Here is a 24,528-nt window from a genome sequence, read left to right on the forward strand (position 1 = left end):
TCAGCGTCAGGTCACCGCTTACACCATGTACTGGATGAGGTCGTAGAGTGAAGGCTTTGCGCCCGGCTGACAGTTGAACCATTTCCTGATCTCTCCGTCCTTGATGACCGCGATGGTGTGACTGAGGCCGATTGCCTCCTCCAGCGTATCCGCAACCAGAATGATCCCCACGCCATCGGCTGACATATCGCGGATCATTCCATAGACATCTTCCTTCGCCCCGATATCGAGGCCCCGCGTGGGATGGTCGAGCATGATGATTTCCGAACCACCGCTGCGCCATTTCGCCAGCACGACTTTCTGCTGGTTACCGCCCGACAGGTTGCCGCAATCGGCCAGTTCGGATGGCACCTTGATGGACAGTTTATGTATCCACTCCCGCGCCAGCGCCCGCTCCGCCGCGATATCGAGAACCCCGCCACGGGAATAGTTCCGCATCTGCGACAGCGTCATGTTTTCATATACGTTCATGCCGCCCGCGATCCCCTCGACCTTACGCTCGCGCGGGATGTAGCCTATTCCATGGGCGACACTGCGCGATGGGCTGAACGTATGTACCGGCTCGCCCCGGATGCGCAGCGTGCCTTTTTCGGGCTTCTGCATGCCGAATATCGTGCGCAGGATCGGCTCACGCCCCGATCCTTCCACACCCACAAGGGCCAGCACCTCACCCGCATGCAGCTTCAGGGAAACATCGTTCCCGCGCCCCGTGATCGTGACATGGTCCAGTTCAAGCAGCACCCTGTCCGGGTCATACGGGCGCTGTCGGTCCTCGCGGTAATATTCGCTGTTTATGTCGCGCCCGACCATTTTCTTCTGGATGTCGCCAATCTCCGCCCCCCTTGCACTCATGACATCAACCACCACGCCGTCCTTCAGCACGTAGATGCGATCCGAAAGGGCAATGATTTCATCGAGCCTGTGTGAGACGAATATGAACGACGCACGCCTGCGCAGCGCCCGCACCACAGTGAACAGAAGGTCGATCTCCTCACGCGACAGTACGGATGTCGGTTCATCCAGCAGGATGACCAGCTTGCCCTCCACACGCTCCTCCAGCGCAAGAACCTTGGCCAGTTCGACAAGCTGGCGCTGCGCGAAAGTCAGGTGATCGGTAATGGTCGCAGGGTCAATGTCCAGCTTGACCTTCGCCAGTTGCCTGCGCGCCGCTGCGGCCATCTTTTTCCAGTTGATCGCGCCAAAGCGGACAAAGGGTTTTTCAAAACCCAGAAAGATGTTTTCCATGACCGTCAGGTTCGGGATCAGGGACTGTTCCTGATACACCATGCCGACGCCCATTTTCATCGCATCGCGGGGGCTGCGGAAATGCACGGCGTTTCCGTCAACAAGGACGGTGCCGCCATCATGCTGGACCGCGCCGTATATCACTTTCATCAGGGTGGACTTGCCCGCCCCGTTTTCCCCCACCAGGCCGATGATCTCCCCATCCTCAATGCGGAAATCCACGCCCTTGAGCACATGCACGCCCATATAGCGTTTTTCGACATTCTGCAGTTCGAACATGGCACCCTACTTTACAAATGAAAGGGAACGCCGGTCGGTGGACAGGTAAACCGCGGCAATAACCAGCAGTCCAAGAACACCATCCTGAAAGTAATCAGCCAGACCGATCACCACCATTCCATTGGCGATGACATTCACGATCAGCACGCCCACCAGCGTATTCCACACACCGCCCGCGCCACCACGCAACGCGGTTCCACCCACCACGACGGATGTAATGGACATGAACATGAAGTTGCGTCCGGTCTCGGTCTCGGCAATACCAAGCCGCGCCACGGCGAAGATGGCGCCAAGCGCGTAGAACACCCCCGCGAGCACGAAACCGATAATCCGCAACCGCCCGACATTCAGCCCCGATGCGCGCGCCAGATCCTCTCCCCCGCCCACGGCGTAGAAGTTGCGACCGGTGGTGGTGTTATCCTGAATGAACCATGCCGCCAGCAGGCAGGCCAACGCCGCATAGGCCATAAGCGGAAAGCCGCCCACGCGCACCGTCAGCAGGGAACGGAACACCGGATCGTCAATCAGTATCCGGTCACCGCCGGTAATCAGCAGTGACAGCCCGATCCCCACAAAACCCAGCGAAAGGCTGGCCATGAATGACGGTATCCTGAGTTGTACGTGCACTGCGCCATTGATCGCCCCCAGCACGGCCCCGACAAGCAGCGCACCGGGAATGGCCACCCATCCCCATCCTGCAATCGACCCGCCAAGTGCATTGAGGATCAGCGCGAACAGCACCGCGCAGACGGCGATGGTCCCCTCCATCGACAGATCGATGGAGCCCATGAGGATGACAAAGGTCACCCCTGTCGCAACCATCAGTGCGGGAGAGGAAGAAATGGCAATACGGGCAAAATTGCGCAACGACAGGAAATTGGGATTAACCAGTGTAAAAAACAGGCATAATCCCACAAGCACGAGAAGCGGCACCCATTTCCTGAGTCTGTCCATGGCCAGGAACCTGTTCATCGATCCAGCCTCTTTTTTTTCAGCAGAAAGGTAAAACCCCGTAACCGGGCAGTAACTCCCCGGTACAGCCGGTCATGTTCATATGGTCTTGCCGTACTGTATCTGTCCCCTGGTCATGGACCAGAAGTTCTTCCAGTCATACTGGGGGTTGGTGTCGATATATTTTGCCTTGAAGTCCTGTGCGTCCTTTGTGGTGACCAGCGTGGTCGGCCCATAGAATTCACGATGTTCATGCGGCTCGGCAGAGGGTTTGAAGGCACCGGTGGCCGCGTAATAGGCAAGTGACGCCGTAATCCCCCCCGCCCAGTAGGGATTGGTGAAAACCGTGGCCAGTATCTTCCCTTTGGTCACCAGTTCGACCGCCTGCGGGTTGCCGTCATACGATACGACCGGCATGTCCTCGATCCCTTCGGCCCGCAACGCCTCGATCACGCCATAGGCCATGGTATCGCTGGCACAGTGCACGCCCTTGATCGCATCGCCATAGCGGGTGAGGAAGCCGGACATGACCTGATTGGCTTTCTGCGTATCCCAGTCGGCGGCCTGCACGGCAAGAAGCTGGATATTGGGATAGGCCTTCAGGGCGTTACGGAAACCCGCAAGACGCTCGATCGCCGGATTGTTGGATGCAATACCCCCCAGATGCACGACCCCGCCCTTGCCCCCCATGGCATCGAACAGCACGCGCGCGGTCTGTTCCGATGGACCGATATCGGACCATGTCATGTGCGATACATAATTATCGCCAAAATCCCATGGATGCAGGTCATCGGTCTTGTTCCATATTGTGGAAACATAGGCACCGGCCCTGCTTACGGCCTCGACCACCGGGCGGCAGTTGGGCATGTCGTTCGGGTCCGCCGCAAGTGCCAGACTGCTGCCATAGCGTGCAAGCAGCGACTGGATATCCGCCAGCGACTTTTCACTGGAGCCCCCGTTTATCAGGTTGATCAACGCGCTTTCCGGCAGGCCAAGACTGCGGACAAAGGCATTGCCACCCGAAACGATGGCGTTCCAGTACGGATTTGTCCGGTCCCGGTAACTCCATGCAATCTTGGGGCTGGGGGTAACCGCGCGTGCCCCGGTCGACCTGAGTGCGGTAGCCGCCGCCGCGCCACACAGGCCGTAGGCCGAAAGCAGCAGCAGGTTGCGGCGGTTGAGCGTCTGCTGCTCGATATAATCCTTGATGAACGACATATCTGTCTCCGGGACGCCTGTTATGGGTAATGCCGTTATGTTCCGGCATGTTTACGACATTCCGACGTTCTTGTTATCGAACCGGGATTGCTGTTTTCAGAAAGGGCCCGCGCACCCGCCGGGAACTGTCAGGCAAAATTGGGGGCAAGGTCGCGCCCGTATTGCGGAACAGGCGCATCATCGCGCAACAGGCCGCGTTTTTTCAGTTCGCCCCAGAACGCGGCGGGAATGGGGTGACGAAACCATTTAAGGTTTTCTTCCAGTTGCGCGACATTGCGCGTACCCGCGCAGAATGTCGGGATGGCGGGGTGGGCCACCACAAACTGCAGGGCGGCGGCTGGAAGCGGGACATTATATTCGCGGCAGACGGCCTCGATCCGGGCGACACGCTGCATGATGGCGTCAGGTGCCGGGGCATAATTATACTTTGCCCCCGCAACCGCGCCGGTTGCCAGAATGCCGGAATTGAAGCCCCCGCCGACCACGACCGCCACATCCTGCTTTTCACACAGGGGCAGGAACTGATCCAGCGCCTCCTGTTCCAGCAATGTGTAGCGTCCGGCCAGAAGGCAGCAGTCAAAATCATGCTGGCGGATGGCGTCGTAACAGACTTCCCATTCATTCACCCCCACGCCAATCGCACTGACAGCCCCTTCCCGGCGCAACCGTTCCAGCGCGCGCCAGCATCCATCCATGGCCTGCCTGAATATTTCGGGCTGGCTGTCCCCGTGAGTGAAACGGTCAATGTCGTGGATGAAAAGGATATCGATCCGTTCCAGCGCAAGACGTTGCAGCGAATCTTCAAACGCACGCATCGTGCCGTCATAACTGTAGTCGAATTCCATGGTGTTGGGTGCCGCATTGGCCCAAGGTGTAAAATCGATGTCCGAGCGCCTCCCCGCATGCAGGACGCGCCCGACCTTGGAGGCCACCACGAAGTCATCGCGCTTTTTCCAGCGCAATGCCTGCCCCAGCCGGAGTTCCGCCAGCCCATGACCATACATGGGCGCCGTATCGTAGAAACGGATACCGGCATCCCATGCGTGCTGTATCATGTCCCCGGCAACGGCTTCATCCACTTCCCGCATGAAATTGCCAAGTGGCGCCGTTCCGAAAGCAAACGCGGTTACATCAACATTACTTCTGCCGAATTTTCGTTTTTCATCAGGGTTCATAGCCTGTCATCCTGTTCTTGCGCCGCGTCATTCCCGCGCGGCTTGTTTTTCTGGACGGCCGTCATTCCTGTATAAACCCCGCACCCCATGCTTACGTTTCATGCGTGCGGCAAGATGTTCTTAATTATTTCGTATATTTTACCTCCCTCCAAGTATACCGGTTGCAATCCGTCCTACAGCTTTGCCGTCAGTTCAGGCACAACCGTAAAAAGGTCACCCACCAGCGCGTAATCGGCAATCCTGAATATGGGTGCGTCCGCATCCTTGTTGATGGCGACAATGACCCGGGAATCCTTCATGCCCGCAAGGTGCTGGATCGCGCCCGAGATTCCCACCGCGAGATAGAGATCTGGCGCCACAACCTTGCCTGTCTGCCCTACCTGCCAGTCATTGGGCGCGTAGCCCAGATCCACCGCTGCACGGCTTGCACCGACGGCTGCGCCCATCCGGTCGGCAAGCCTGACAATGGTTTCAAAATGCTCCTTAGATCCGACACCACGTCCGCCCGACACAACCACACGGGCCGCCGTCAGTTCCGGCCGTTCGGAAATCACCGCCATGTCTTCCACCCATGATGACAGCACTGGGTCGGCAACGGGCGGGACCGTTTCAACCGGCGCGGGTTCACCCTGTCCTACAGCCTGGAAGACAGATGTTCTTATGGTCAGAACCCTGATCGGATCGGTGGACGTTATGGTCTGTATGGCGTTGCCTGCATAAACCGGGCGATCAAATGTTTCAGCATCCCGAATGGCTGTAACGTCGGTTATCACCATCACATCCAGCAGGGCGGCGACACGCGGCAGGATATTTTTGGAAAACGCGGTGGAGGCTGCAGCAATATGCGTGTAGTCGGGCGCAAGCGAGACAACAAGCGCTGCGGCAGGTTCCGCCAGCCCATGGGCCAGTGCGTCATCCTGCGCCACCAATACGCGCGCAACACCATTCAGGCGGGACGCTTCCTGCGCTGCGGTTGCGCCATCCCCCGCCATAATCAGCACATCAACCTGCGTATCAAGGGACGCCAGCGCGGACAGCGCCCTTGCAACCGCGTCGGTCGCCAGATGTCCATTATGGACTTCGCCAAGCAGCAGAACAGACATCAGATGACCCCCGCTTCGTTTTTCAGCCTGTCTATCAGTTCATCGACCGATGCCACGCGTGCGCCAGCATTCCGCTGGGGCGGTTCCATCGTGCGTGTCGCCCTGAGCCGGGGCGTGATATCGATACCAAGGCTTGCAAGTGTGCGCTCGTCGAGAGGTTTTTTCTTTGCTTTCATGATGTTGGGCAAGGAAACATAGCGTGGTTCGTTCAGGCGCAGATCAGCCGTTACGACTGCGGGCAACCTGACACGGATGGTCTGCAGCCCGCCATCCACCTCACGCGTGACAAGCGCACTGCCTTCCGTCACCTCGATACGGGATGCAAAAGTCGCCTGCCCCCATCCCAGCAGTCCGGCAAGCATCTGCCCGGTCGCATTCATGTCGTTATCAATGGCCTGCTTGCCCGCCAGAATCAGGTCCGGACGTTCCTGTTCGGCGATGGTGGCAAGTATCTTTGCCACCGCAAGCGGTTCGATATCCTGATTCACATCCGCTGTCGCATCAATCAGGATGGCCCGGTCAGCCCCCATTGCCAGTGCGGTGCGCAGTATGTCCTTCGCCTGTGGCACACCGATGGAGACCACGACAATTTCGGATGCGATCCCCTTTTCCTTCAGCCGGACCGCTTCTTCCACCGCAATTTCGTCAAAGGGGTTGATGGACATTTTCACGTTTGACAGATCAACACCCGATCCGTCCGTTTTGACACGGACCTTTACGTTGTAATCAATCACGCGCTTTACAGGGACGAGAATTTTCATGGTTCCCTCTGAAGTTCAGCACACCGTGCGGAAGCGTTCGACCATTATGTCGAGAACCTCCGCCGGATCGCGCTTCCACCAGTTGTTTGCCGAAAAGATTTCCACTTCACACGGGCCGTCATACCCGGCCCCCTCAACGCTGGCGCGGATCGCCCTTATATCGGCAACACCATCGCCCATCATGCCACGATCCAGCAGAACATCCGTCGTATGGGGCAGCCAGTCACACAGATGAAACCCGAAGACACGTTCTCCCGCCCGCACAAGCTGGCGCGCAAGGTCGGTATCCCACCAGACATGATAGATATCGATCGCAACGCCCACATTATCGGCATTGATAAGATCACATATGTCCAGCGCATCGCGTGTCGTGACAAGACAGGACCGGTCGCCACCATAGACAGGATGCAGCGGCTCCAGCGCCAGCCGGACATTAGCCCCGGCGGCGTATGAAGCGGCGGCGGCCACGTAACGTGCCACAGTTTCCAGGCTGCGGGTTACGCCTTTCGTGCCCACCTGCACGCCGCCGGTCACGATGGTCAGCACATCCGCCCCCAGTTCGGCGGTCTGGTCTATCGCCCTGCGAAAATCGTCGGCTACCTCCTCCGGCTGTTGCGAAGCAAGGGGACCGACCAGAAACGGTGCCCGGCACAGCCCCACCACGCGGATGCCCGCAGCCCGTGCGTAGGCTCCCACCGCTGCGGCCCGCCCCTCAATTTCCCTGCGCCAGAATACAATGCCGCCGATGCCACGTTCGGCACAGGCATCCATAGTTCGTTCGGGCGACCAGCCTGCCCCGCCCCCCGCGACATTATGGCCCAGTGTTGCGGTATTCAGGGCAAGGGCTGAGTGATCGCGCTGGAAATCACGCATGTCATGCCCCGTAAAGCGCCAGAAGGGTTTTCATGCGGCTTATGGCCAGTTCCGGTTCACGCAGCAGACCGCAGCCATCCGCCAGCCGGAATATTCCGGAAAAATATGGCAGCGGTCGCATGGCCTGCGCGCCGTTGAGCATAATGAAATGTTCTTGAAAGCCATTCAGCCACGCAAGAAAAACCACGCCTGTCTTGTAATACTGGGTGGGTGCCCGAAATATCATCCGGGCCAGCGGCACGGTGGGATCAAGTATCGCACGAAACGCCGTGATGTCCCCTTCCCCCAGCCTGTTTACAGCATGGGCGGCGGCAACGGCCAGCGGGTCAAAGATACCCAGAAGGGCATGACTGAACCCCTGCGCATCCCCCTGTATGAGTTCGGGGTAGTTGAAATCATCGCCGGTATACATCCGCACGCCCGCAGGCAGGCGGCGACGCAGGAGGATTTCCTTTTCCTTGTCCAGAAGGGATATCTTGATCCCGTCTATGCGGGGCCTGTTTTCCTCAATAATGGCCAGCACCGTTTCCAGCGCGGTAGTGAAGTCATCAGTGCCCCAGTATCCCTTCAGCGCAGGGTCAAACATTTCCCCCAGCCAGTGCAGGATGACGGGCTGATCGCATGCAGCCAGCACGGTGCGATAAACCCGCTGATAGTCCTGCGGCGTTTTCGCAACCTGCACGAGGGCACGGCTGGCCATAAGGATGATACGCCCGCCGACCGCCTGAATGGCTTCGGCCTGTTCAAGATAGGCATCTTCCACCTGATCGATGGACGTGACATCGCGCGGATCAAGCTGGTCGGTACCGCAGCCATTGCCCACCAGCGCATCGGGCAGGTCGGCCTTTGTGCGGCGGATCAGTTCGAGGGAACGCGACCAGTCCAGTCCCATGCCGCGCTGCGCGGTATCCATCGCCTCCGCAATGCCTAGCCCCATTCCGGCGAGGTAGTGGCGGAAAGCAAGCGTCCTGTCCCAGTCTATCGCGGCCTGCCCCGACGGGTCAGTGGCGGCAAAGGGATCAGCCACCACATGCGCTGCCGAATAGACAACGCGTACCGGATCGGGGGGCAGGACAGTATGGGGAAGCGGTTTGCCGGTCAGGAAGTAATCCTCCTTCCGGCCGGTCTCGTCAGGGAGTGCGATTTTCATGGCTGTTCTCAAAAACGGGGCACAAGCATTCCGGCATCCGCCGAAATGACCTGCCCGGTCGTGTAGGGAAGCCTGCCACTGGCCAGGGTCGCGATAATGGCACCCATATCATCGGGCTTACCCACGCGCGGAAACAGTGTCAGGCCGTCGCGCGCACGCTGGCGATACATCTCGATCACCGGGGCGGTCATATCGGTCGCGATCAGGCCGGGCTGCACGTCATAGACGGCAATGTTTTCAGGACCCAGCCGGACCGCCAGCGCCTTGGACACCATGGCCGCAGCAGCCTTTGATGCACAGTATTCCGATCGCTGCACCGCAACGGCCATGGCATTGGACGATGTGACATTGACAATGGAATGGAACAGGTCCGCATCGCGTTGGCGTGCCAGCAGGCGACGCGCAAAAGCCTGCGACAGAAAGAACAGTGCGCGGGCATTGACCCCCACGCAACGGTCCCAGCTTGCTTCGGTCACATCAAGCAGATCACCCCGTTGCAGCACGCCGACACCGGCATTGTTGACCAGCGTGGTCAGTGGTCCCAACTGGCCTTCTATCAATGCAAGACTGGCTGCGTGCGCGCTGACATCACTTACGTCAAATGCCGCCGCCATCACCGGCGCGCCCAGCGCCTGCATATGCCCTATCGCCGCGTGCAGTTCCTCATCTTCCACCGGGCCATTGATGGCCACCGCAAAACCGGCCTGCGCCAGCGCCTGTGCCGCGGCAAGGCCGATCCCGCGCGTGGACCCGGTTACGAGCGCCACCTGTCTCATGCGCGGGCACCTTTTTTCAGCAGTTCACGCGCAATGATCATACGCTGGATCTGGTTGGTGCCTTCATAGATCTGCGTGATCTTGGCATCACGATAAAGACGTTCCACCTCGAAGCCGCGAATGTAGCCCGAACCACCAAATACCTGCACGGCATCGGCCGTCCGCGCCACGGCCATGTCACCCGCGAAACACTTGGCCATGGAGCAGGCACGCGTGGCATCAAGCCCCCGATCGATCTTGACCGCCGCCGAATGCACCAGCAGACGCGCGGCTTCAATATCTTTCGCCATATCCGCCAGCAGCCACTGCACGCCCTGAAATTCGGATATCTGCCTGCCGAACTGTTTGCGCGTGCCCGCATAATCCACGGCGGCTTCCAGCCCCGCCTGCGCGATACCGACCGCCAGCGCGGCTATGCCCACCCGTCCCTTGTCCAGCACGCTCATCATCATGTGGAAACCACGCCCGGCCTGACCCAGCAGGGCATCGGGGCCAAGGCGCACATCGGTAAAATTGAGGCCGCCGACCTGACTGGCCCGCTGCCCCATCTTGTGCTCCTTCGGTCCCCGCTCGACCCCCCGGTCATGCAGATCGACAATGAAGATCGACATGCCGCGATTTCCGGCTTCCTTGTCCGTCCGCGCCAGCACAAAACCGGTATCGGCTACCGGGGCATTATGAATCCACAGCTTGCCCCCGTTCAGGACCCAGCCGTCCCCGTCCTTTTGTGCCGTTGTGCGGATACCGGAGACATCGGTGCCCGCTTCCGCTTCGGTAATGCAGTACGCCACCTTACGCTGCATGCCGATGACTTCAGGCAGCATGGCCTGCTGCACTTCCGTTCCGTGGCGGACCAGCAATGTGGAAATAAGTTCAACCAGTCCGCACTGATCCGCGACACTGGCGTAACCACGCGACAGTTCCTCCATCACCACGGCATAGGTCAGCGTATCGAATCCGGGGCCGCCCAGTTCTTCCGGAACGCCGATTCCGAACAGTCCAACCTTCGCCATTTCTTCATAGATTTCAGAAGGGAAGCATTCTTCACGGTCCAGCGTCTCGGCTGCGGGGCGGATGACCTCATCCGCAAAGGCCCGGGCCGTGTCGCGCACCTGTTCCTGAGTCTCGTTCAGATACATTCCGGCAATTCCTGCTCTTATATGAACTAACTGGTTACATACATTTTTCACTTGAGAAGAGCAAGGACAAAGAAAGACGGATATTTTCAATGTTCTTTTATTTTTCAGGAACTATGGTCACGGACGCGTGTATTTACAGTACAGGACTTTTGCAAAACCGCATGATTTCCGCAGCTTCGTATCCCGATCTCGAAACGGTCTGCTGCATGGATGCTGGCGGATACGCCCCCTGTTTTTCTTTGCCCCTGCATATATCACAGAAATATGAGTTAACCGTGCGGGCACGACGCTCTATCACATACGTAACCAGATGGTGCGTCTGGGTGATGTCATTCCAAAAATAAGTGCCGTCGTAAAAAAATCAGACAGGCATAAATTAAAAATACAGGACATCGACCAATGGGTAATTTCCATAACCTGCCTGCTGTTCCGCGCAAGTCCAGAACTGTTCAGGGGGCTGTCCCGCAAATCGGGACCGGACGTATTAACGTCACAGCGTAATTCCCGCCTGAACCTGAAACGGCCGCGCGTTACCCATACTGTTACATGATTTATTTCATGAAACGACTGTATTTTTATTTCGTTCCTTAGGTTTCGGTATCCGTCGAACCGCTGAAAGGCACGTCCTTTTCAGGTGGCCGGTTACCCATCCGCCATGACGACGAACGGCGGGTCAGAATCACGGAGAGGCAGTCAATGCACGAGATGACACACGGGGTGGCGTTACCGGAAACCCCGCGCGAATTCGGTTTCTTTATCAATGGCGAATGGCGCAGGGGCCGGGAACTGTTTGAACGCAATTCCCCCAGTCATGATGTGCCGGTAACGCGTACGTCCCGCTGCACACCTGATGATGTGAACGATGCCGTCGCAGCCGCCCGGCAGGCATTTGAAGACCGCCGCTGGGCGGGCCTGCCCGGTGGTGCGCGCGCAGCAGTACTTTTGCGCGCGGCAGAAGGCATCCGCCAGCGCCGCGAGGAAATCGCCACATGGGAAGTGCTGGAAAACGGCAAGCCCATCAGTCAGGCCCGTGGCGAGATTGATCACTGCATCGCCTGTTTCGAGACCGCAGCCGGTGCCGCGCGGCTTCTGCATGGCGAAAGCTTCAACAATCTGGGCGATGGCCTGTTTGGCATGGTGCTGCGCGAACCCGTAGGCGTCGTTGGCCTCATCACGCCGTGGAACTTTCCTTTCCTGATCCTGTGTGAACGCGTGCCGTTCATTCTGGCATCCGGCTGCACACTGGTGGTCAAACCTGCCGAGGTTACGAGTGCGACGACGTTGATCCTTGCGGATATTCTTGCCGATGCGGGCATTCCCGCAGGTGTCTATAATGTCGTTACCGGTACGGGGCGCAGTATTGGTCAGACGCTGACGGAACATCCCGACGTGGACATGCTTTCCTTCACCGGCTCGACCGCCGTGGGGCGTTCATGCGTGCATGCTTCAGCCGACAGCAACCTCAAGAAGCTCGGGCTTGAACTGGGTGGGAAAAACCCCATCATCGTGTTCGCCGATGCCAATCTGGAAGATGCGGCGGATGGCGCGGCATTCGGCATAAGCTTCAATACAGGGCAGTGCTGCGTTTCCTCCAGCCGTCTGATCGTGGAACGCTCGGTCGCTGACAGGTTTGAACGAATTCTGGCCGAAAAGATGAAGAAGATCCGTGTTGGCGACCCGTTCGACCCGCAAACACAGGTGGGCGCCATCACCACGGCAGGCCAGAACGAGACCATCCTGAAATACATCGCTGCTGGCAAATCCGAAGGCGCCAGGGTACTGGTTGGCGGCGAGGCGCTGCAATGCGGGCATGGGCGTTATATCGAACCTACGCTGTTTTCGGGCGTGACCCCTTCCATGACCATTGCGCGCGAAGAAATATTCGGGCCTGTCCTGTCTTCCTTCCATTTCGATACGCTGGAAGAAGCCATAGCGATCGCGAATGACACGGTCTACGGACTGGCCGCATCGGTATGGTCCAAGAACATCGATCAGGCGCTGAGTGTAACGCGGCGCGTACGGGCCGGGCGTTTCTGGGTCAACACCATCATGGCCGGTGGTCCTGAAACACCGACGGGTGGTTTCAAACAGTCGGGATGGGGCCGGGAAACGGGTCTTCTGGGTGTGGAGGAATACACACAGGCCAAATCCGTCCATATCGAAATTGGCGATCGTTCGCACTGGATTGCATCATGAACCAGGGTTTTGATTACATCATTATTGGTGGCGGTTCGGCCGGATGTGTTCTGGCGGCACACCTGTCGGAAAATCCCAGTGCGCGTGTATGTCTTCTGGAAGCAGGGAAGCGTGATACCAATCCCCTCATCCACATGCCGATCGGCTTTGCCAAAATGACGACCGGCCCGCTGACATGGGGGCTGATGACCACACCGCAGAAACACGCCAACAACCGCCAGATACCCTATGTTCAGGCCAAGGTGCTGGGCGGTGGGTCTTCAATCAATGCCGAGGTCTATACCCGTGGCCACCCGTCCGATTACGACCGCTGGGTCGAGGAAGGTGCCGAAGGCTGGGGGTTCCGGGATATCCAGAAATACCTGCTGCGTTCCGAAGGCAATACGATGCTTGCCGGTCCGTGGCACGGTACGGATGGCCCGCTTGGTGTATCCAACCTGTCCACACCCAGCCCGGTCAGCCGCGCTTTCGTGCAGAGCTGTCAGGAGATGGGAATACCCTACAACCCCGATTTCAACGGCCCCGTACAGGAAGGGGCCGGTATCTACCAGATGACGATCCGCAACAACCGCCGCTGTTCAACCGCGCAGGGTTATCTGCGCCCGGCCCTGAAGCGCAGCAACCTGCATGTCGTTACCGGCGCGCAGGTCCTGCGTATCGTGTTCAGTGGTTCCCGCGCGACGGGCGTGGAATATGCAGTGCGGGGTGACAGGCATATTGTGCAGGCGGATCAGGAAGTCATCGTTACATCTGGCGCGATTGGCACGCCCAAACTGCTGATGCTGTCCGGTATTGGTCCGGGGGAACATCTACGGCAGCACAATATCCGCGTGGTGCGTGATCTGCCGGGGGTGGGACAGAATCTGCAGGATCATTTCGGCATTGATATTGTCGCTGAACTGAAAAGGCACGACAGTTTCAACAAATACAACCAAATGCACTGGATGTTCTGGGCGGGACTACAATATGCCATGTTCAATTCCGGACCGGTAACATCCAACGTGGTTGAAGCTGGTGCCTTCTGGTATGCGGACCGGAATGCTCCCTGCCCCGACCTGCAATTCCATTTCCTTGCCGGCGCCGGGGCAGAGGCCGGTGTCAGTTCCGTATCCAAAGGCACATCCGGCATTACGCTGAACAGTTATACGCTGCGCCCGAAATCACGCGGCACGGTGAAACTGCAATCATCCGACCCTGCCGATGCGCCTGTTGTTGACCCGAATTTCCTTGCCGATCCCGATGACCTGCGTATTTCATGTGAAGGCGTGAAGATCAGTCTTGATATATTCAGGCAGCATTCACTAAGTAAATATATCCAGAAAATAAATTTCTTCGATGCAAACACTGAAACGCCAGAGACGTTTCAGGCTTATGCACGACAGCACGGGCGGACATCGTATCACCCGACCTGCACGTGCAAGATGGGACGGGATACCATGTCCGTTGTTGACCCGGAGTTACGTATTCATGGTCTGGATGGCATCCGTATCTGTGACAGTTCGGTCATGCCTTCCCTTATCGGGTCCAACACAAATGCGCCGACAGTTATGATTGCGGAGCGCGCTGCGGATCTTATCCGTGGCAATGCCTGACGATCTTATACCACTTTAGAAACTACTTCCGTTATTACTTACGCAGCAGGCATCGACAAAATAAAATACGGTCGACGCTGCTAAAAATAAAACCGTTTTCATTTTAAATATAGATGGAACTGAAAAAGGTTCCACCCCTTAATTAAATAACAAAATTTCCGTAACTGAATTCCGGGGCAGGCCATCTGCATTACTGTATGCGCCGCCCTTGCAACTTTCGGCATCTCCCGTCTCGCCTAAATCCCTATCCCACAGAAAAACAATAATGGTGGAGATAAAAATGGCATACCAGATGCGCCAGATATACCCGGAAAACGAATGGAAATTCCGTTTCCCTAAAACTGTCGGGGACAGTCCCCCTTTTCGAAAGTTTATACAGGGAACGTGCCTTCCCCCGGAACAACTGCGATCCAGCCATAAGGCTGCCTGTCCAAGAACGGAGAAATGGGCCAATACTGACAACCCCGTCCTTGCAAAAACTGTCCTGAACAGAATTTTTGTTACAGGTCGGTGTGTCGGAATAACGGGACTGATCTGCTCCGGCATATCAATATTTATCGGGTGCCCCCACAATGCCCATGCGCAGGTCACGCCGGTCAATATTTCCGAAACAGGAACGAGTGCAACGGTTTCGGTGGATGCTCGCCGTAAAAATTACGCCCCCAACCCGACAAAAACCATCCAGCCCGCCCCCGTACGCACCGTCGTGCCCCACGACACGACACCGATTGTCACCCTTCCTTCCGATACGACGGAACACAGTTTTTTCCCTGCCAGTTTCCATGACTGGCTGACACAGGACACGATGACCGGTAACTGGGCCGGCTGGCGCACACATCTGAATGACAAGGGCATAACCATTACCGGACACTATTTTCAGGATAGTGCCGGCAACCCCACGGGCGGCAAGTCCAAGGACGTACGGTATGCCCATGAAGTCGGGATCAATGTCGATTTCAACCTCAAGAAACTGACGGGATACCAGCTCGGCCTGTTCCATTTCACGGTCACATCCCGCGCGGGCAAGGGCCTTGGGGCAACGCTTCCGGCCCTGGACAGCCCGCAGGAAATCTATGGTTCACCGACCGTGCGGCTGACACTGCTGGCATGGGAAATGCCATGGAACCGCTACGTGGCCACAAATGTGGGTGAAATCAATGCTGAAACGGATTTTGAAACCTGGTCGATCTACTGGGGCATGAACAACTACTGTCAGTTCCAGAGCAACGCAATCTGCGGTATGCCCCAGTCAATCGCTTTCAACTCCGGCTACAGCTACTATCCCACCGCCCATCCCGGTGCATGGGTCAAGTTTTACCCGGCGGGCAACAATCATTATTCCATTCAGTTCGGCGTCTATTCGGTCGATCCGACAATCGCCAATACCCATAATGGCTGGAAAATGAACCTGCATGGCGCAACAGGAACCTTCCTGCCGTTCCAGTTGGTATGGCACCGGGGCGGCAAGGACGATTATTCCGGCCCGCTTCAGACCAACGTCAAGGTTGGTGGTTACTGGGACACGTCGGAAGTCAAGGATGTGTATTCCCATCTGGGAACCTTCGGGATTGCATCCCAGTATCTCGCTGCTGCCCCTGTCGCCAACGTCCGTGGCCGTTTTGGCGGATGGTTCCAGTTTGACCGGATGCTGGAACGTGACAGAAAGGACGCCAAACGGGGGACATCGTTTTTTGCCTCCTTCACATGGGGCGATCCACGGACATCCGTTGCACCCTATTTTGTGGACGCTGGCATAACGCGTAAGGGAACGTTCTGGAACCGTCCCAATGACACGGTCAGCTTTGGCATGAAGATGCTCTGGGTCAATCCGAAACTGACAAACTGGGTGCGGGAACTGCAGGGTACTGGCGCAACCGATGTGTACAAGCCATCCGGCGAACCCGCGATTGAACTGAACTATGGATGGCGTCCCACCCCATGGCTCCTGATCAGGCCGGGTGCCCAGTATATCTGGAGCACAGGCGGCAATAACCGGTATAAAAATCCACTGGTTCTGGATTTTGAAACGGGTATTACGCTGTAATCAGAATACAGTCACCGGATGTTTTTTATCTCACGCAGGCCCGGTCTCCGGTATCTGAAAACGGTTCCCGTCATCACGGCTGACTATTTTTTGTATCGTTTACTGCCCTACAACGGATGTGGCATGTGCTCCGGCATCGAATACTGATTTCAGCATGCCAGTCCATCCTATCAGCATCGGGAATATTTACCGAAATAATCGAAAGGGTGCAAAGCCATCCATATCGCAGGCAGGCCATAAAATATGAAATCCCCGTACCATGAAAAATGGCTACGGGGACTACAGGCGGCCTGTCAGCCTATCAGCGTCATACCGACATTCTGGCCCTCCAGCCCGGAAGCATGCAATCGCAAGGCTGGAGGGGAATGTTGTTTAGAAATCCAGAGATGTCTTGACGTAATACATCCCGCCACTGAAGCCATAAGGCGAATAGGAAGGATATTTGGTCAGCCCCTGCTGGGTGTTGGAAATGGTTCTGGAGACACGGGTCGGGTATTTATTGCCCAGATTGTTTGCCCCAACACCGATGGTCCATTTGGGCATGACCTTGTAGTCAACTTCCAGATTGGTGATGAAGGCCGGGTTCTGTTCAAACGGCACCCCACCCGGACCGGTCGGCGCGGCCATGTAAATGATGGAACCATACCGCATTTCCTGTGCGAATACCGACCATTTACCATACTGCCAGTTAATGCTGATCTGTTCGCGGTTCTTGGGCGCTGAATGCAGTACCATTTCCTTGGTATATTCATTCACCAGGTTATTCTTGGCAGACCGGATCTCGTTATCCGAGAAGTTGATCCCCATGGCGAACCGGAATTTACCATAACGGCTTGTGCGCAGCGTATAATCGGCGTTCAGGTCGCCGCCGAATGTCTGCGTATTATACAGGTTGGCGTAATAGGAAAGGGATGTCGCGCTTTCCAGATTGGCGGCCTTCAGCAGGTTCATCAGGGTCGTGTCGTTTGTATTGACACTGTACGACTGGGTGCTGCCAAGCCGATCGTTGATGGCGATGTAATACAGGTTACCCGTGATATGGAAATCATCAACCGGCGTCGCATCGACACCGATCGTGTAGCTGCGGGAATACTCGCCCTTCATGTTACCGGAACCCAGATATTTGGCGATCGCACTGTTCGCCGGAACCTGATCGACCGTATATCCCGGATAAGGCGCGGAATAGAAATAGGACATTTCGCCAAGCGTGGGCGGGCGGTAACCGGTATTGATATTCGCCCGGATGGCCCAGCGTTTGTTGAAGTTGTACCGCGTGCCTACCGATCCCGTTTCAACAGTCGCCAGGTTGTTGTAGCTGGCGACACGACCGCCCAGTGTCCATTCCCACTTCTTGGTTACGTAGAAGTCAAGATTGGCAAAACCTTCGTACACATCACGGTTCTGATTGGTTACGGCCATCGGCACGTTACCCGGATGGTCGGTAGCGCCCAGCCCTTCCCATGACGCGGTTTCACCCTGCGTCATCTGGAATGTATCGTGACGGTATTCAGCGCCAAATTTCAGGTTGATGTCCCTGGGTAGCAGGCCCGTCCTGAAGGAACGCGACCCGCGCAGACCCGTTGTCAGTTCCGACGAAATGGACGAACCATCATAGAAGGAAGTCTGGGTGCTGCCCGGCAGCGAGACGTTTTCAGAATCCTTCGTGCCATACTGCTGCGCATCACGACCGTAGGTGACATAGGCGTCCCACGCAAAACCGAACTTACGGGTGCGGATGCCATTGTCCGTCTCGAAGTCGTACTGATCCATGGTGATGTAGGGCTGGTCGCCATTCGGATACAGGGATGTATTGATCCAGCTATCCGTATCGGCCGCGCTACGATAGGTTTCGGGCACATTGGCGCGACGGTGCGAGAAGGTGGACGTGCTGTAGACACTGAACCCGTGACCCAGCGGCACGGACATGTTCTCACTCAGGGTCTCAAGCGTGGACTTGGGAATACCCAGCCCGCGCTGGACGTTGCGGTTTGCGGTTTCGTTACGGGAATCACTAAACAGGGTGCCGTAGAAATCCCCGCCGCGCGTCGTCGGCAACTGATGGGTCACCTGCGCTGCCAGATCCAGATATCCGCCCTTGTGCCCAAGCGCCATGGCGTAGTTGGCGGAACCGTCCAGCCCCTGTCCGTCGCCCGCGTAATAGCCGCTGTTTTTGAAATTGATGCTGCCACCATGCGTATCGCGCTTCAGCACGATGTTGACGGCGCCCGCAATCGCATCCTGCCCATACAGCGCCGAAGCCCCTTCCGTAATGACTTCGATATGGTCGATCGCGGTAATGGGGATAAGCGAGATGTCGGCAGGTTCACTGCCCCAGTTGGTGCCGGAGTTGGAATTGAAGTTGGCCCCGATATGGCGGCGATGGCCGTTGATCAGGATCAGGGTGTCATCAGGCGACTGGCCACGCAACTGCATTGTCTGCACAAAGGAACTTGCGCCACCACCGGGCAGGGCTGCGGTTGTGATGGCAGGATTGGCCTGCGCCAGCGCGGACAGCACATTGCTCTGACCGGTTTTCAGAAGTTCCGCGCCCGTTACAACCGTCACCTGCGTCGTACTGTGACGCGCCGTGCCGGGGGAGAACACGGAGTTGGTCGAATGGCCGCCGACATGGATGATTTCCGGATTGGCCGAAGCGCGCACCGACGACGTGACGGTATGGGACGGGGACGGCTGTACCTTCTTTTTGGCATCCGTCCTGTAATGCTTTTCAGGTGCAGCAGAAGGTGCGGTAGCGGCCTCGCCGATGGCTGGTACGAATGTGCCCAAAGCCACCCCAGCCACCAAATATAACTTCCGTTTTGATAGGCCTACCATTGCATCCCCCCTGAATACCGCCGGACGTTCCGTAACGACTATGTGCAAGGATATGATGCGTGTCCGTTATGATTTGGCGTCATATGGATTATTAATATCTTGCCTTCCCATACGCCGCGCAATTGTTCGAACAAGACTATATAATTGAAAATATGTGTCTTTTTTATTTCATATATTTTTTCGTTCTGGAATCGAAAGAATCTGCCGGAAATCTGCCCTCCGTGCCGGGCGGCGACTAACCACCGGGAATGATGTTAAATTTTCGAAACGTAGAAACATACCCCGTTCAGTTCGTTGACTGATCGAATAAATATGCCTATTATCAATGTGATAAAGCCACTTACGTATAATGGAGTTCCAGTTGGATATACGGCGACTGCAGGCTTTTGTGAAAATAATCGATCTGGGCAGCATTTCACGCGCTGCGGACCTGCTGAACATCGCCCAGCCTGCGCTAAGCCAGCAACTGGCAACGCTTGAGAATGTTTTCAAGCAGAAGCTGGTCATCCGAAGCAAAAGCGGTGTTACACCGACAACAGCAGGCTCGGAACTCTACCGTCATGCACAGACGCTAACCAAGCAGTTCGATCGCGCCATGGTCGAAATCAGTCAGGGCGCCGGGCCACTTGTGGGCAAGGTATCGGTCGGGCTGTCCCCCTACAGCGCAGGATCGACACTGTCTGTCGAACTGCTGCGGCTGGTGCGCGAACGGCTGCCGAACATTACGCTGCATCTGACCGAAAGTTTTGATGATATATACAGCGAACTGATCATGACGGGCCGCCTGGACATGGCCGTCATCCACGGTGCGGGACCGATCAAGGGCGTGGTCTTCACCCCCCTGATGAAGGAGGAGTTCTTCCTCCTCGCACCGCAGGCACTGGAATTTCCGCAAGATGAAACAGGCGCGGTGCAACTGGCCGATATTGCCGACATCCCCCTGCTGCTGCCGCCCAAACATAACTTCGTACGCAAAAGCGTCGATATGGCCTTCATGCGCAAGCAGCTTGAACCGCGGATTGTCGCGGAAATAGAGGCGCTGATTACCCTGCAGGGCGCCATTGTCGAAGGCATCGGCAGCACCATCCTGCCATGGTCGGTCGCAAGCCGCATTGTCGTGCCCGAAAAGTCCCGCATATATCCGCTGCGCAACCCCGTCATACAGGAAGATGTATCGCTGTGCATTCCCGAAATCATTCCTGAAACGGAAGCATCGGTCGCGGTGCGGGAACTGCTGATCGATCTGGCCAAAACGATGGCTGCGTCCCGGAACTGGCCGGGCACGCAGGCATCGACATGATGGGCTAGCCTGCTTCCCTGCCGATGTTGGGCCGTGTCAGCGCATCAGGCCGCAGGAGTTCGGCCAGCCTGTCGGAAGATAGCAGGTTTTCCTCAATAATCAGGTCCGTAACCTTCCGGTTTTCGACAAGGGCACGCCTGGCGACTGCCGAGCAGGTATCATATCCCAGCACGGGGACGAGGGCAGTAATAATGCCGATATTCAGTTCGGACAGATACTGACACCGGCTGCCATCTGCCGAAATCCCGCTGACGCACCGTGTCGTCAGGGTATCGACAGCCGCACGCAGGATTTTCAGGGACGAAAACAGACAGTAGCCGATCATCGGCTCAAACGGATTAAGCTGCAACTGCCCGCCATCCGCGCACATGGTGATGGTCAGGTCATGCCCGGCGACAAGATAGGCTACCTGATTGACGGCCTCCGGTATGACCGGATTGACCTTGCCCGGCATGATGGAAGAACCCGCCTGTACCGGCGGCAAGACGATTTCGCCCAGTCCTGCCCGCGGCCCGCTTGACAGCAGGCGCAGATCGCTGGCGATTTTGGAAAGTTTCAGGGCCAGCCGTTTCAATACACCGGAAAACAGGACAAAAGCCCCGACATCGGATGTCGCCTCGATCAGGTCCGGCGCGCTGACCATTGGTCGTCCACTCAGCCCGCGCAGTTCCGCCATGACGGCATGCGCGTAACGGGGATCAGTGTTCAGCCCCGTTCCGATGGCTGTGCCGCCCAGATTGACCTGCTCAAACGCAGTGGCATGCTGCTTCAGGCTCCTGATTTCCGTCTGTATCGTGGTACGGAACGCATGAAATTCCTGCCCCAATGTCATGGGAACCGCATCGCGCAACTGCGTGCGCCCGACCTTGAGTATCTCACTGAAAGCCTGCGCTTTAGCGTCAAAAGCGTTTTCCAGCCGTGCGAGTGAAGCCAGCAATGGCTCCGCTGCCAGCAGCATCCCCAGCCGGAGCGCGGTCGGATACACATCGTTGGTGGACTGCGCCATGTTCACATGGTCATTGGGGTGAATGAGCGCGTATGTGCCCGGCTTTTCCCCCATCAACCCAAGAGCTACGTTCGCTATCACTTCGTTGGCGTTCATGTTGGTGGATGTGCCTGCCCCACCCTGCATGGCATCCACCACAAACTGATCGCAGTAGCGGGTGTCGCGCAGGATCGCGTTGCAGGCGGCATCAATGGCGTTTGCCCGCCCGGCATCCAGATAGCCCAGCGTATGGTTGGCGCGCGCTGCTGCCTGCTTGACCGTAACCAGCCCCTGAACCAGTTCGCCAAACGTCCCGATGGGCGTACCGCTTATGGGAAAATTCTCCAGCGCGCGCATGGTATGAATGCCCCACAACGCACCGGCCGGGATCTCGGCTGCACCAAGCAGGTCGCGCTCAATGCGGCTGGCGGGACGCGCGCCCCCTACCCCGACCGGCGCTGTCTTCACTTCCGCTGTGGAAGGAAGATCGTAAGCTCCCGGCGACTGACGCCTTGCTGAATACTTCTGGCCTGGTTCAGCTATGAAGCATGAACGATTTAAGAGATAGGGACGCGGTACTACCTGCGAGTGTCGCAGGTAGTACCGCAGAGAGGCTCCAAAGGAGCGGTAGAGAGACCGATGAGCGGGACAGGCTGGCGGACGCCTCGCGGATCGAGATCGTTTCGGATCGCCGCCGCTGGCACGCCCCTGAATTTCGCGCGCGAGTGGTCATCGCGTCCTACGAGAGCCGACGCCCCATAAGGGAGGTGGCTGCACAGTATGGGATCCATCCCAGTCTGGTGTTTCGCTGGCGGCGAGAGGCTCGGGCCAAAGCGCAGGCCAAAGGCGGGACATCGTTCATACCTGTCATGGTAGCCCCGGCCCCCGAGCCGCAGCCATCGGAGCGTCGGAGAGAACAGGGAACGCTGTCCGGCCAAGCCGTCAGCCTGGTCTTTCCGGACGGTGTGCGGCTGGAGTTCGACGCAGGGCTGTCCGCTGATCGTCTGCGTGAGATTGTGGGCGCACTACGATCATGATCCCGCTTCCTTCCACGCTGAGGATATGGCTGGCGGCCGGTGTAACCGATATGCGCCTGGGGATGCCCGGGCTGGCGTTGAAGGTCCAGGAAGCACTGGGTCGTGACCCTTTCGCGGGTGACGTCTATGCCTTCAGGGGCCGACGCGGCGACCTGGTGAAACTGATCTGGCACGATGGGATCGGCCTTTCCTTATATGCGAAGCGGATCGAGCGCGGGCATTTCTTGTGGCCTTCGGCAAAGGACGGAGCGATCCATCTCTCCCCGTCACAATTGACTTGTCTGCTCGATGGCACATATCAATGCCCCCTCTTTTCACGACGATTGATTCTTAGATCGACATGTTCGATCTCGCGATTTCTCAGTCTCCGTATGGCTGTGAACACTTCTGGTGACTGCCGGAACAGATGCGCACCCGACGATGCAGGGTCAATCACCAATCGTCCCTTACGAATTTGTACGTAAAGCCAGTTTACAGGTATACTGAGCTCCTTCGCCAGCTGAACGGCGCTGAGCAGACACGTGTCATGGGCCCAACGCGTCTGTTTATGAGCAGCTGCAATACCGGCATCTCGTCGAATGGCAGCAACTGTCGTCGGCAGCACGCGCTCAACACATGCCGGGGAACGGTGGCCTTCTGCTGTCAGGGTTGCGGCGATGGCACTGTCATTCAGCCCGGATGTCGCGAGAACGAGAATTCTCGCCCGCATTTCAGCGCCACGTTCCAGTCGATCCACGGAAGAGACCGTCATCGGTACGGCCAGTTCCGTGACCAGACCGCCACGCCAGATGATCCGGACGCTTCCCGTTTCGTGTTCACCACGATTGAGAACCACCTGTTCGACCAGGCATCGTAGCAACGCCTTGCGTCTCGCATCATCGGTGGCTGGGTCGTGCCAGATCTTTGGGAGCCGGCCCTGGATATGAACGACCTTTGCGCCCATCTCGCGCGGCAACACGAGCGGAGAAGCGGGTTGTCCGGCTTCCGATCGGGACAAAGCCTCTTCTGCTGTGCGTACATCATTGAGGGCCGTCTCCCAACGTCGCTCCAGTTCGGCGGCGACCAGACGATTGTCCGGATCGACCTTGTTGAACTGCCGTTCAGCCAGCGTCGCTTCGTAGCGCCTGCGCTCGAGTTGCTGCTCAAGGCCCCGGCGGGCTTCCGCGACGGATTGACGCCGGGCCTTGTATGCGGCAGAGAACGCCTCGAATTCAGCAGGCGCCACCGCTTCCAGAAAGGCTTGTGTAACCGCAGCATCAATCGCCGGAGCCCGTACATGCTGACACGTTGGCAGGCCCTGGTGCGTACGCAAGTGATTACAGACATACTCGCCGCCATTCTGATATCGCACATACATTTTGTGGCCACATCGGGCACACCGAACGATCCCATGTAACAGCAGACCGCCGTTACGCGGCACCCCGCGGCTATTGGTACGCATGTAATCAACCTTGTTATCGTTCATGATGTGGCGAATTTTCAGATAGGTCTGCCAATCGATATAACCAGGATACTGGTCCCGAACGACAATGCGCCATTCATCGATGGGCCGGGGGGTTTTCTGCGGTAGATTTCCAGGCCTTTGCGCCTTGAGCCGCGTTCGTCCGTAAACAAAGGCACCTGCATAGGCCGGGTTCCGCAAAATGCGTGCCACTGCTGCCAACGTGGCCGCTGTCCAGTGCAGATCGCCGTGCCGGTCTCGGGCTGGCAGATCGAGACCATTACGATTGAGATGCCTCATAACCTGCGAGACTGATTTCACTTTCAGGAAAGTACTGAAAAGAAAAGCTAATCTTCCCTGAACCTCAACATTGGGGTCTTTGACGACTGCACCGCCAGGATTACGGACAAAGCCAATCGGCAGCGTCA

At 57.4% G+C, this 24,528-nt stretch carries 18 protein-coding genes and 1 pseudogene; 6 read left to right on the plus strand and 13 right to left on the minus strand.

Annotated features, from left to right (window positions below; all coding sequences use genetic code 11):
* Nucleotides 1–18: 18 nt before the first annotated feature.
* The 10 genes from ACBR42_RS09110 to ACBR42_RS09155 all read right to left on the minus strand — a co-directional run bounded on the left by ACBR42_RS09110 (nt 19) and on the right by ACBR42_RS09155 (nt 10,670).
* Nucleotides 19–1,524: a sugar ABC transporter ATP-binding protein gene (locus ACBR42_RS09110; RefSeq protein WP_110547180.1), complete on the minus strand. Its 1,506-nt coding sequence runs from the start codon at nt 1,522–1,524 to the stop codon at nt 19–21.
* A 6-nt stretch (nt 1,525–1,530) separates the two neighbouring features.
* On the minus strand, nt 1,531–2,478 hold the full coding sequence (locus ACBR42_RS09115) for an ABC transporter permease (RefSeq protein WP_371207798.1): 948 nt from the start codon (nt 2,476–2,478) through the stop codon (nt 1,531–1,533).
* A 96-nt stretch (nt 2,479–2,574) separates the two neighbouring features.
* Nucleotides 2,575–3,693 carry a sugar ABC transporter substrate-binding protein gene (locus ACBR42_RS09120; protein WP_371207799.1) on the minus strand — a complete coding sequence of 373 codons (1,119 nt, stop codon included), beginning with the start codon at nt 3,691–3,693 and terminating at the stop codon, nt 2,575–2,577.
* A gap of 128 nt (nt 3,694–3,821) precedes the next feature.
* On the minus strand, nt 3,822–4,868 hold the full coding sequence (locus ACBR42_RS09125) for an aldo/keto reductase (RefSeq protein ID WP_371207800.1): 1,047 nt from the start codon (nt 4,866–4,868) through the stop codon (nt 3,822–3,824).
* Nucleotides 4,869–5,041: 173 nt separating this feature from the next.
* Nucleotides 5,042–5,971, minus strand: coding sequence for an FAD-binding protein (locus ACBR42_RS09130; protein WP_371207801.1), 930 nt, complete (start codon nt 5,969–5,971; stop codon nt 5,042–5,044).
* Nucleotides 5,971–6,732, minus strand: a complete 762-nt coding sequence (locus tag ACBR42_RS09135; protein WP_102324391.1) for an electron transfer flavoprotein subunit beta/FixA family protein — start codon at nt 6,730–6,732, stop codon at nt 5,971–5,973. The genes ACBR42_RS09130 and ACBR42_RS09135 overlap by 1 nt, the downstream gene beginning before the upstream one ends.
* A gap of 15 nt (nt 6,733–6,747) precedes the next feature.
* Nucleotides 6,748–7,605: a sugar phosphate isomerase/epimerase family protein gene (locus tag ACBR42_RS09140; RefSeq protein ID WP_371207802.1), complete on the minus strand. Its 858-nt coding sequence runs from the start codon at nt 7,603–7,605 to the stop codon at nt 6,748–6,750.
* Nucleotide 7,606: 1 nt separating this feature from the next.
* Nucleotides 7,607–8,755, minus strand: coding sequence for a dihydrodipicolinate synthase family protein (locus ACBR42_RS09145; protein WP_371207803.1), 1,149 nt, complete (start codon nt 8,753–8,755; stop codon nt 7,607–7,609).
* Nucleotides 8,756–8,763: 8 nt separating this feature from the next.
* A complete protein-coding gene (locus ACBR42_RS09150; protein WP_371207804.1) occupies nt 8,764–9,531 on the minus strand; it encodes a 3-ketoacyl-ACP reductase in 768 nt (255 codons plus the stop codon).
* Nucleotides 9,528–10,670, minus strand: coding sequence for an acyl-CoA dehydrogenase family protein (locus ACBR42_RS09155; protein ID WP_282757753.1), 1,143 nt, complete (start codon nt 10,668–10,670; stop codon nt 9,528–9,530). Before ACBR42_RS09155 ends, ACBR42_RS09150 begins: the two co-directional genes overlap by 4 nt.
* Nucleotides 10,671–11,366: 696 nt before the next feature.
* Here ACBR42_RS09155 and ACBR42_RS09160 point away from each other — a divergent pair.
* The 3 genes from ACBR42_RS09160 to ACBR42_RS09170 all read left to right on the plus strand — a co-directional run bounded on the left by ACBR42_RS09160 (nt 11,367) and on the right by ACBR42_RS09170 (nt 16,502).
* Nucleotides 11,367–12,866 carry an aldehyde dehydrogenase family protein gene (locus ACBR42_RS09160; protein WP_102324396.1) on the plus strand — a complete coding sequence of 500 codons (1,500 nt, stop codon included), beginning with the start codon at nt 11,367–11,369 and terminating at the stop codon, nt 12,864–12,866.
* Nucleotides 12,863–14,458, plus strand: a complete 1,596-nt coding sequence (locus ACBR42_RS09165) for a GMC family oxidoreductase (RefSeq protein ID WP_102324397.1) — start codon at nt 12,863–12,865, stop codon at nt 14,456–14,458. The genes ACBR42_RS09160 and ACBR42_RS09165 overlap by 4 nt, the downstream gene beginning before the upstream one ends.
* Nucleotides 14,459–15,092: 634 nt before the next feature.
* On the plus strand, nt 15,093–16,502 hold the full coding sequence (locus ACBR42_RS09170; RefSeq protein ID WP_371207806.1) for a carbohydrate porin: 1,410 nt from the start codon (nt 15,093–15,095) through the stop codon (nt 16,500–16,502).
* A gap of 372 nt (nt 16,503–16,874) precedes the next feature.
* Here ACBR42_RS09170 and ACBR42_RS09175 read toward each other — a convergent pair whose 3' ends face one another.
* The gene (locus ACBR42_RS09175) at nt 16,875–19,304 is read right to left on the minus strand and encodes a TonB-dependent siderophore receptor (protein WP_102324801.1); all 2,430 of its coding nucleotides are present in this window, start codon (nt 19,302–19,304) and stop codon (nt 16,875–16,877) included.
* Nucleotides 19,305–19,698: 394 nt separating this feature from the next.
* On the opposite strand from ACBR42_RS09175, the gene ACBR42_RS09180 reads away from it, so the two are divergent.
* Nucleotides 19,699–20,637, plus strand: a complete 939-nt coding sequence (locus ACBR42_RS09180; RefSeq protein WP_165927331.1) for a LysR substrate-binding domain-containing protein — start codon at nt 19,699–19,701, stop codon at nt 20,635–20,637.
* A gap of 4 nt (nt 20,638–20,641) precedes the next feature.
* On the opposite strand, the gene ACBR42_RS09185 is transcribed toward ACBR42_RS09180, so the two are convergent.
* The gene (locus ACBR42_RS09185; RefSeq protein WP_371207807.1) at nt 20,642–22,090 is read right to left on the minus strand and encodes an aspartate ammonia-lyase; all 1,449 of its coding nucleotides are present in this window, start codon (nt 22,088–22,090) and stop codon (nt 20,642–20,644) included.
* 80 nt (nt 22,091–22,170) lie between these two features.
* On the opposite strand from ACBR42_RS09185, the gene tnpA reads away from it, so the two are divergent.
* Together tnpA and tnpB are read left to right on the plus strand one after the other, a co-directional pair.
* Nucleotides 22,171–22,659: an IS66-like element accessory protein TnpA gene (gene tnpA / locus ACBR42_RS09190; RefSeq protein WP_061276868.1), complete on the plus strand. Its 489-nt coding sequence runs from the start codon at nt 22,171–22,173 to the stop codon at nt 22,657–22,659.
* Nucleotides 22,656–22,943: pseudogene (gene tnpB / locus ACBR42_RS09195) on the plus strand (IS66 family insertion sequence element accessory protein TnpB); the annotation flags it as partial. The gene tnpA and the pseudogene tnpB, both read left to right, overlap by 4 nt.
* Before the next feature lie 14 nt (nt 22,944–22,957).
* Here tnpB and ACBR42_RS09200 read toward each other — a convergent pair.
* Nucleotides 22,958–24,528: recombinase family protein (locus ACBR42_RS09200; RefSeq protein ID WP_371207808.1), on the minus strand; the 1,571-nt coding region annotated here is incomplete at its 5' end.

It is taken from the genome of Komagataeibacter sp. SM21 (assembly GCF_041402665.1).
Classification (GTDB): Bacteria; Pseudomonadota; Alphaproteobacteria; order Acetobacterales; family Acetobacteraceae; genus Komagataeibacter; species Komagataeibacter saccharivorans.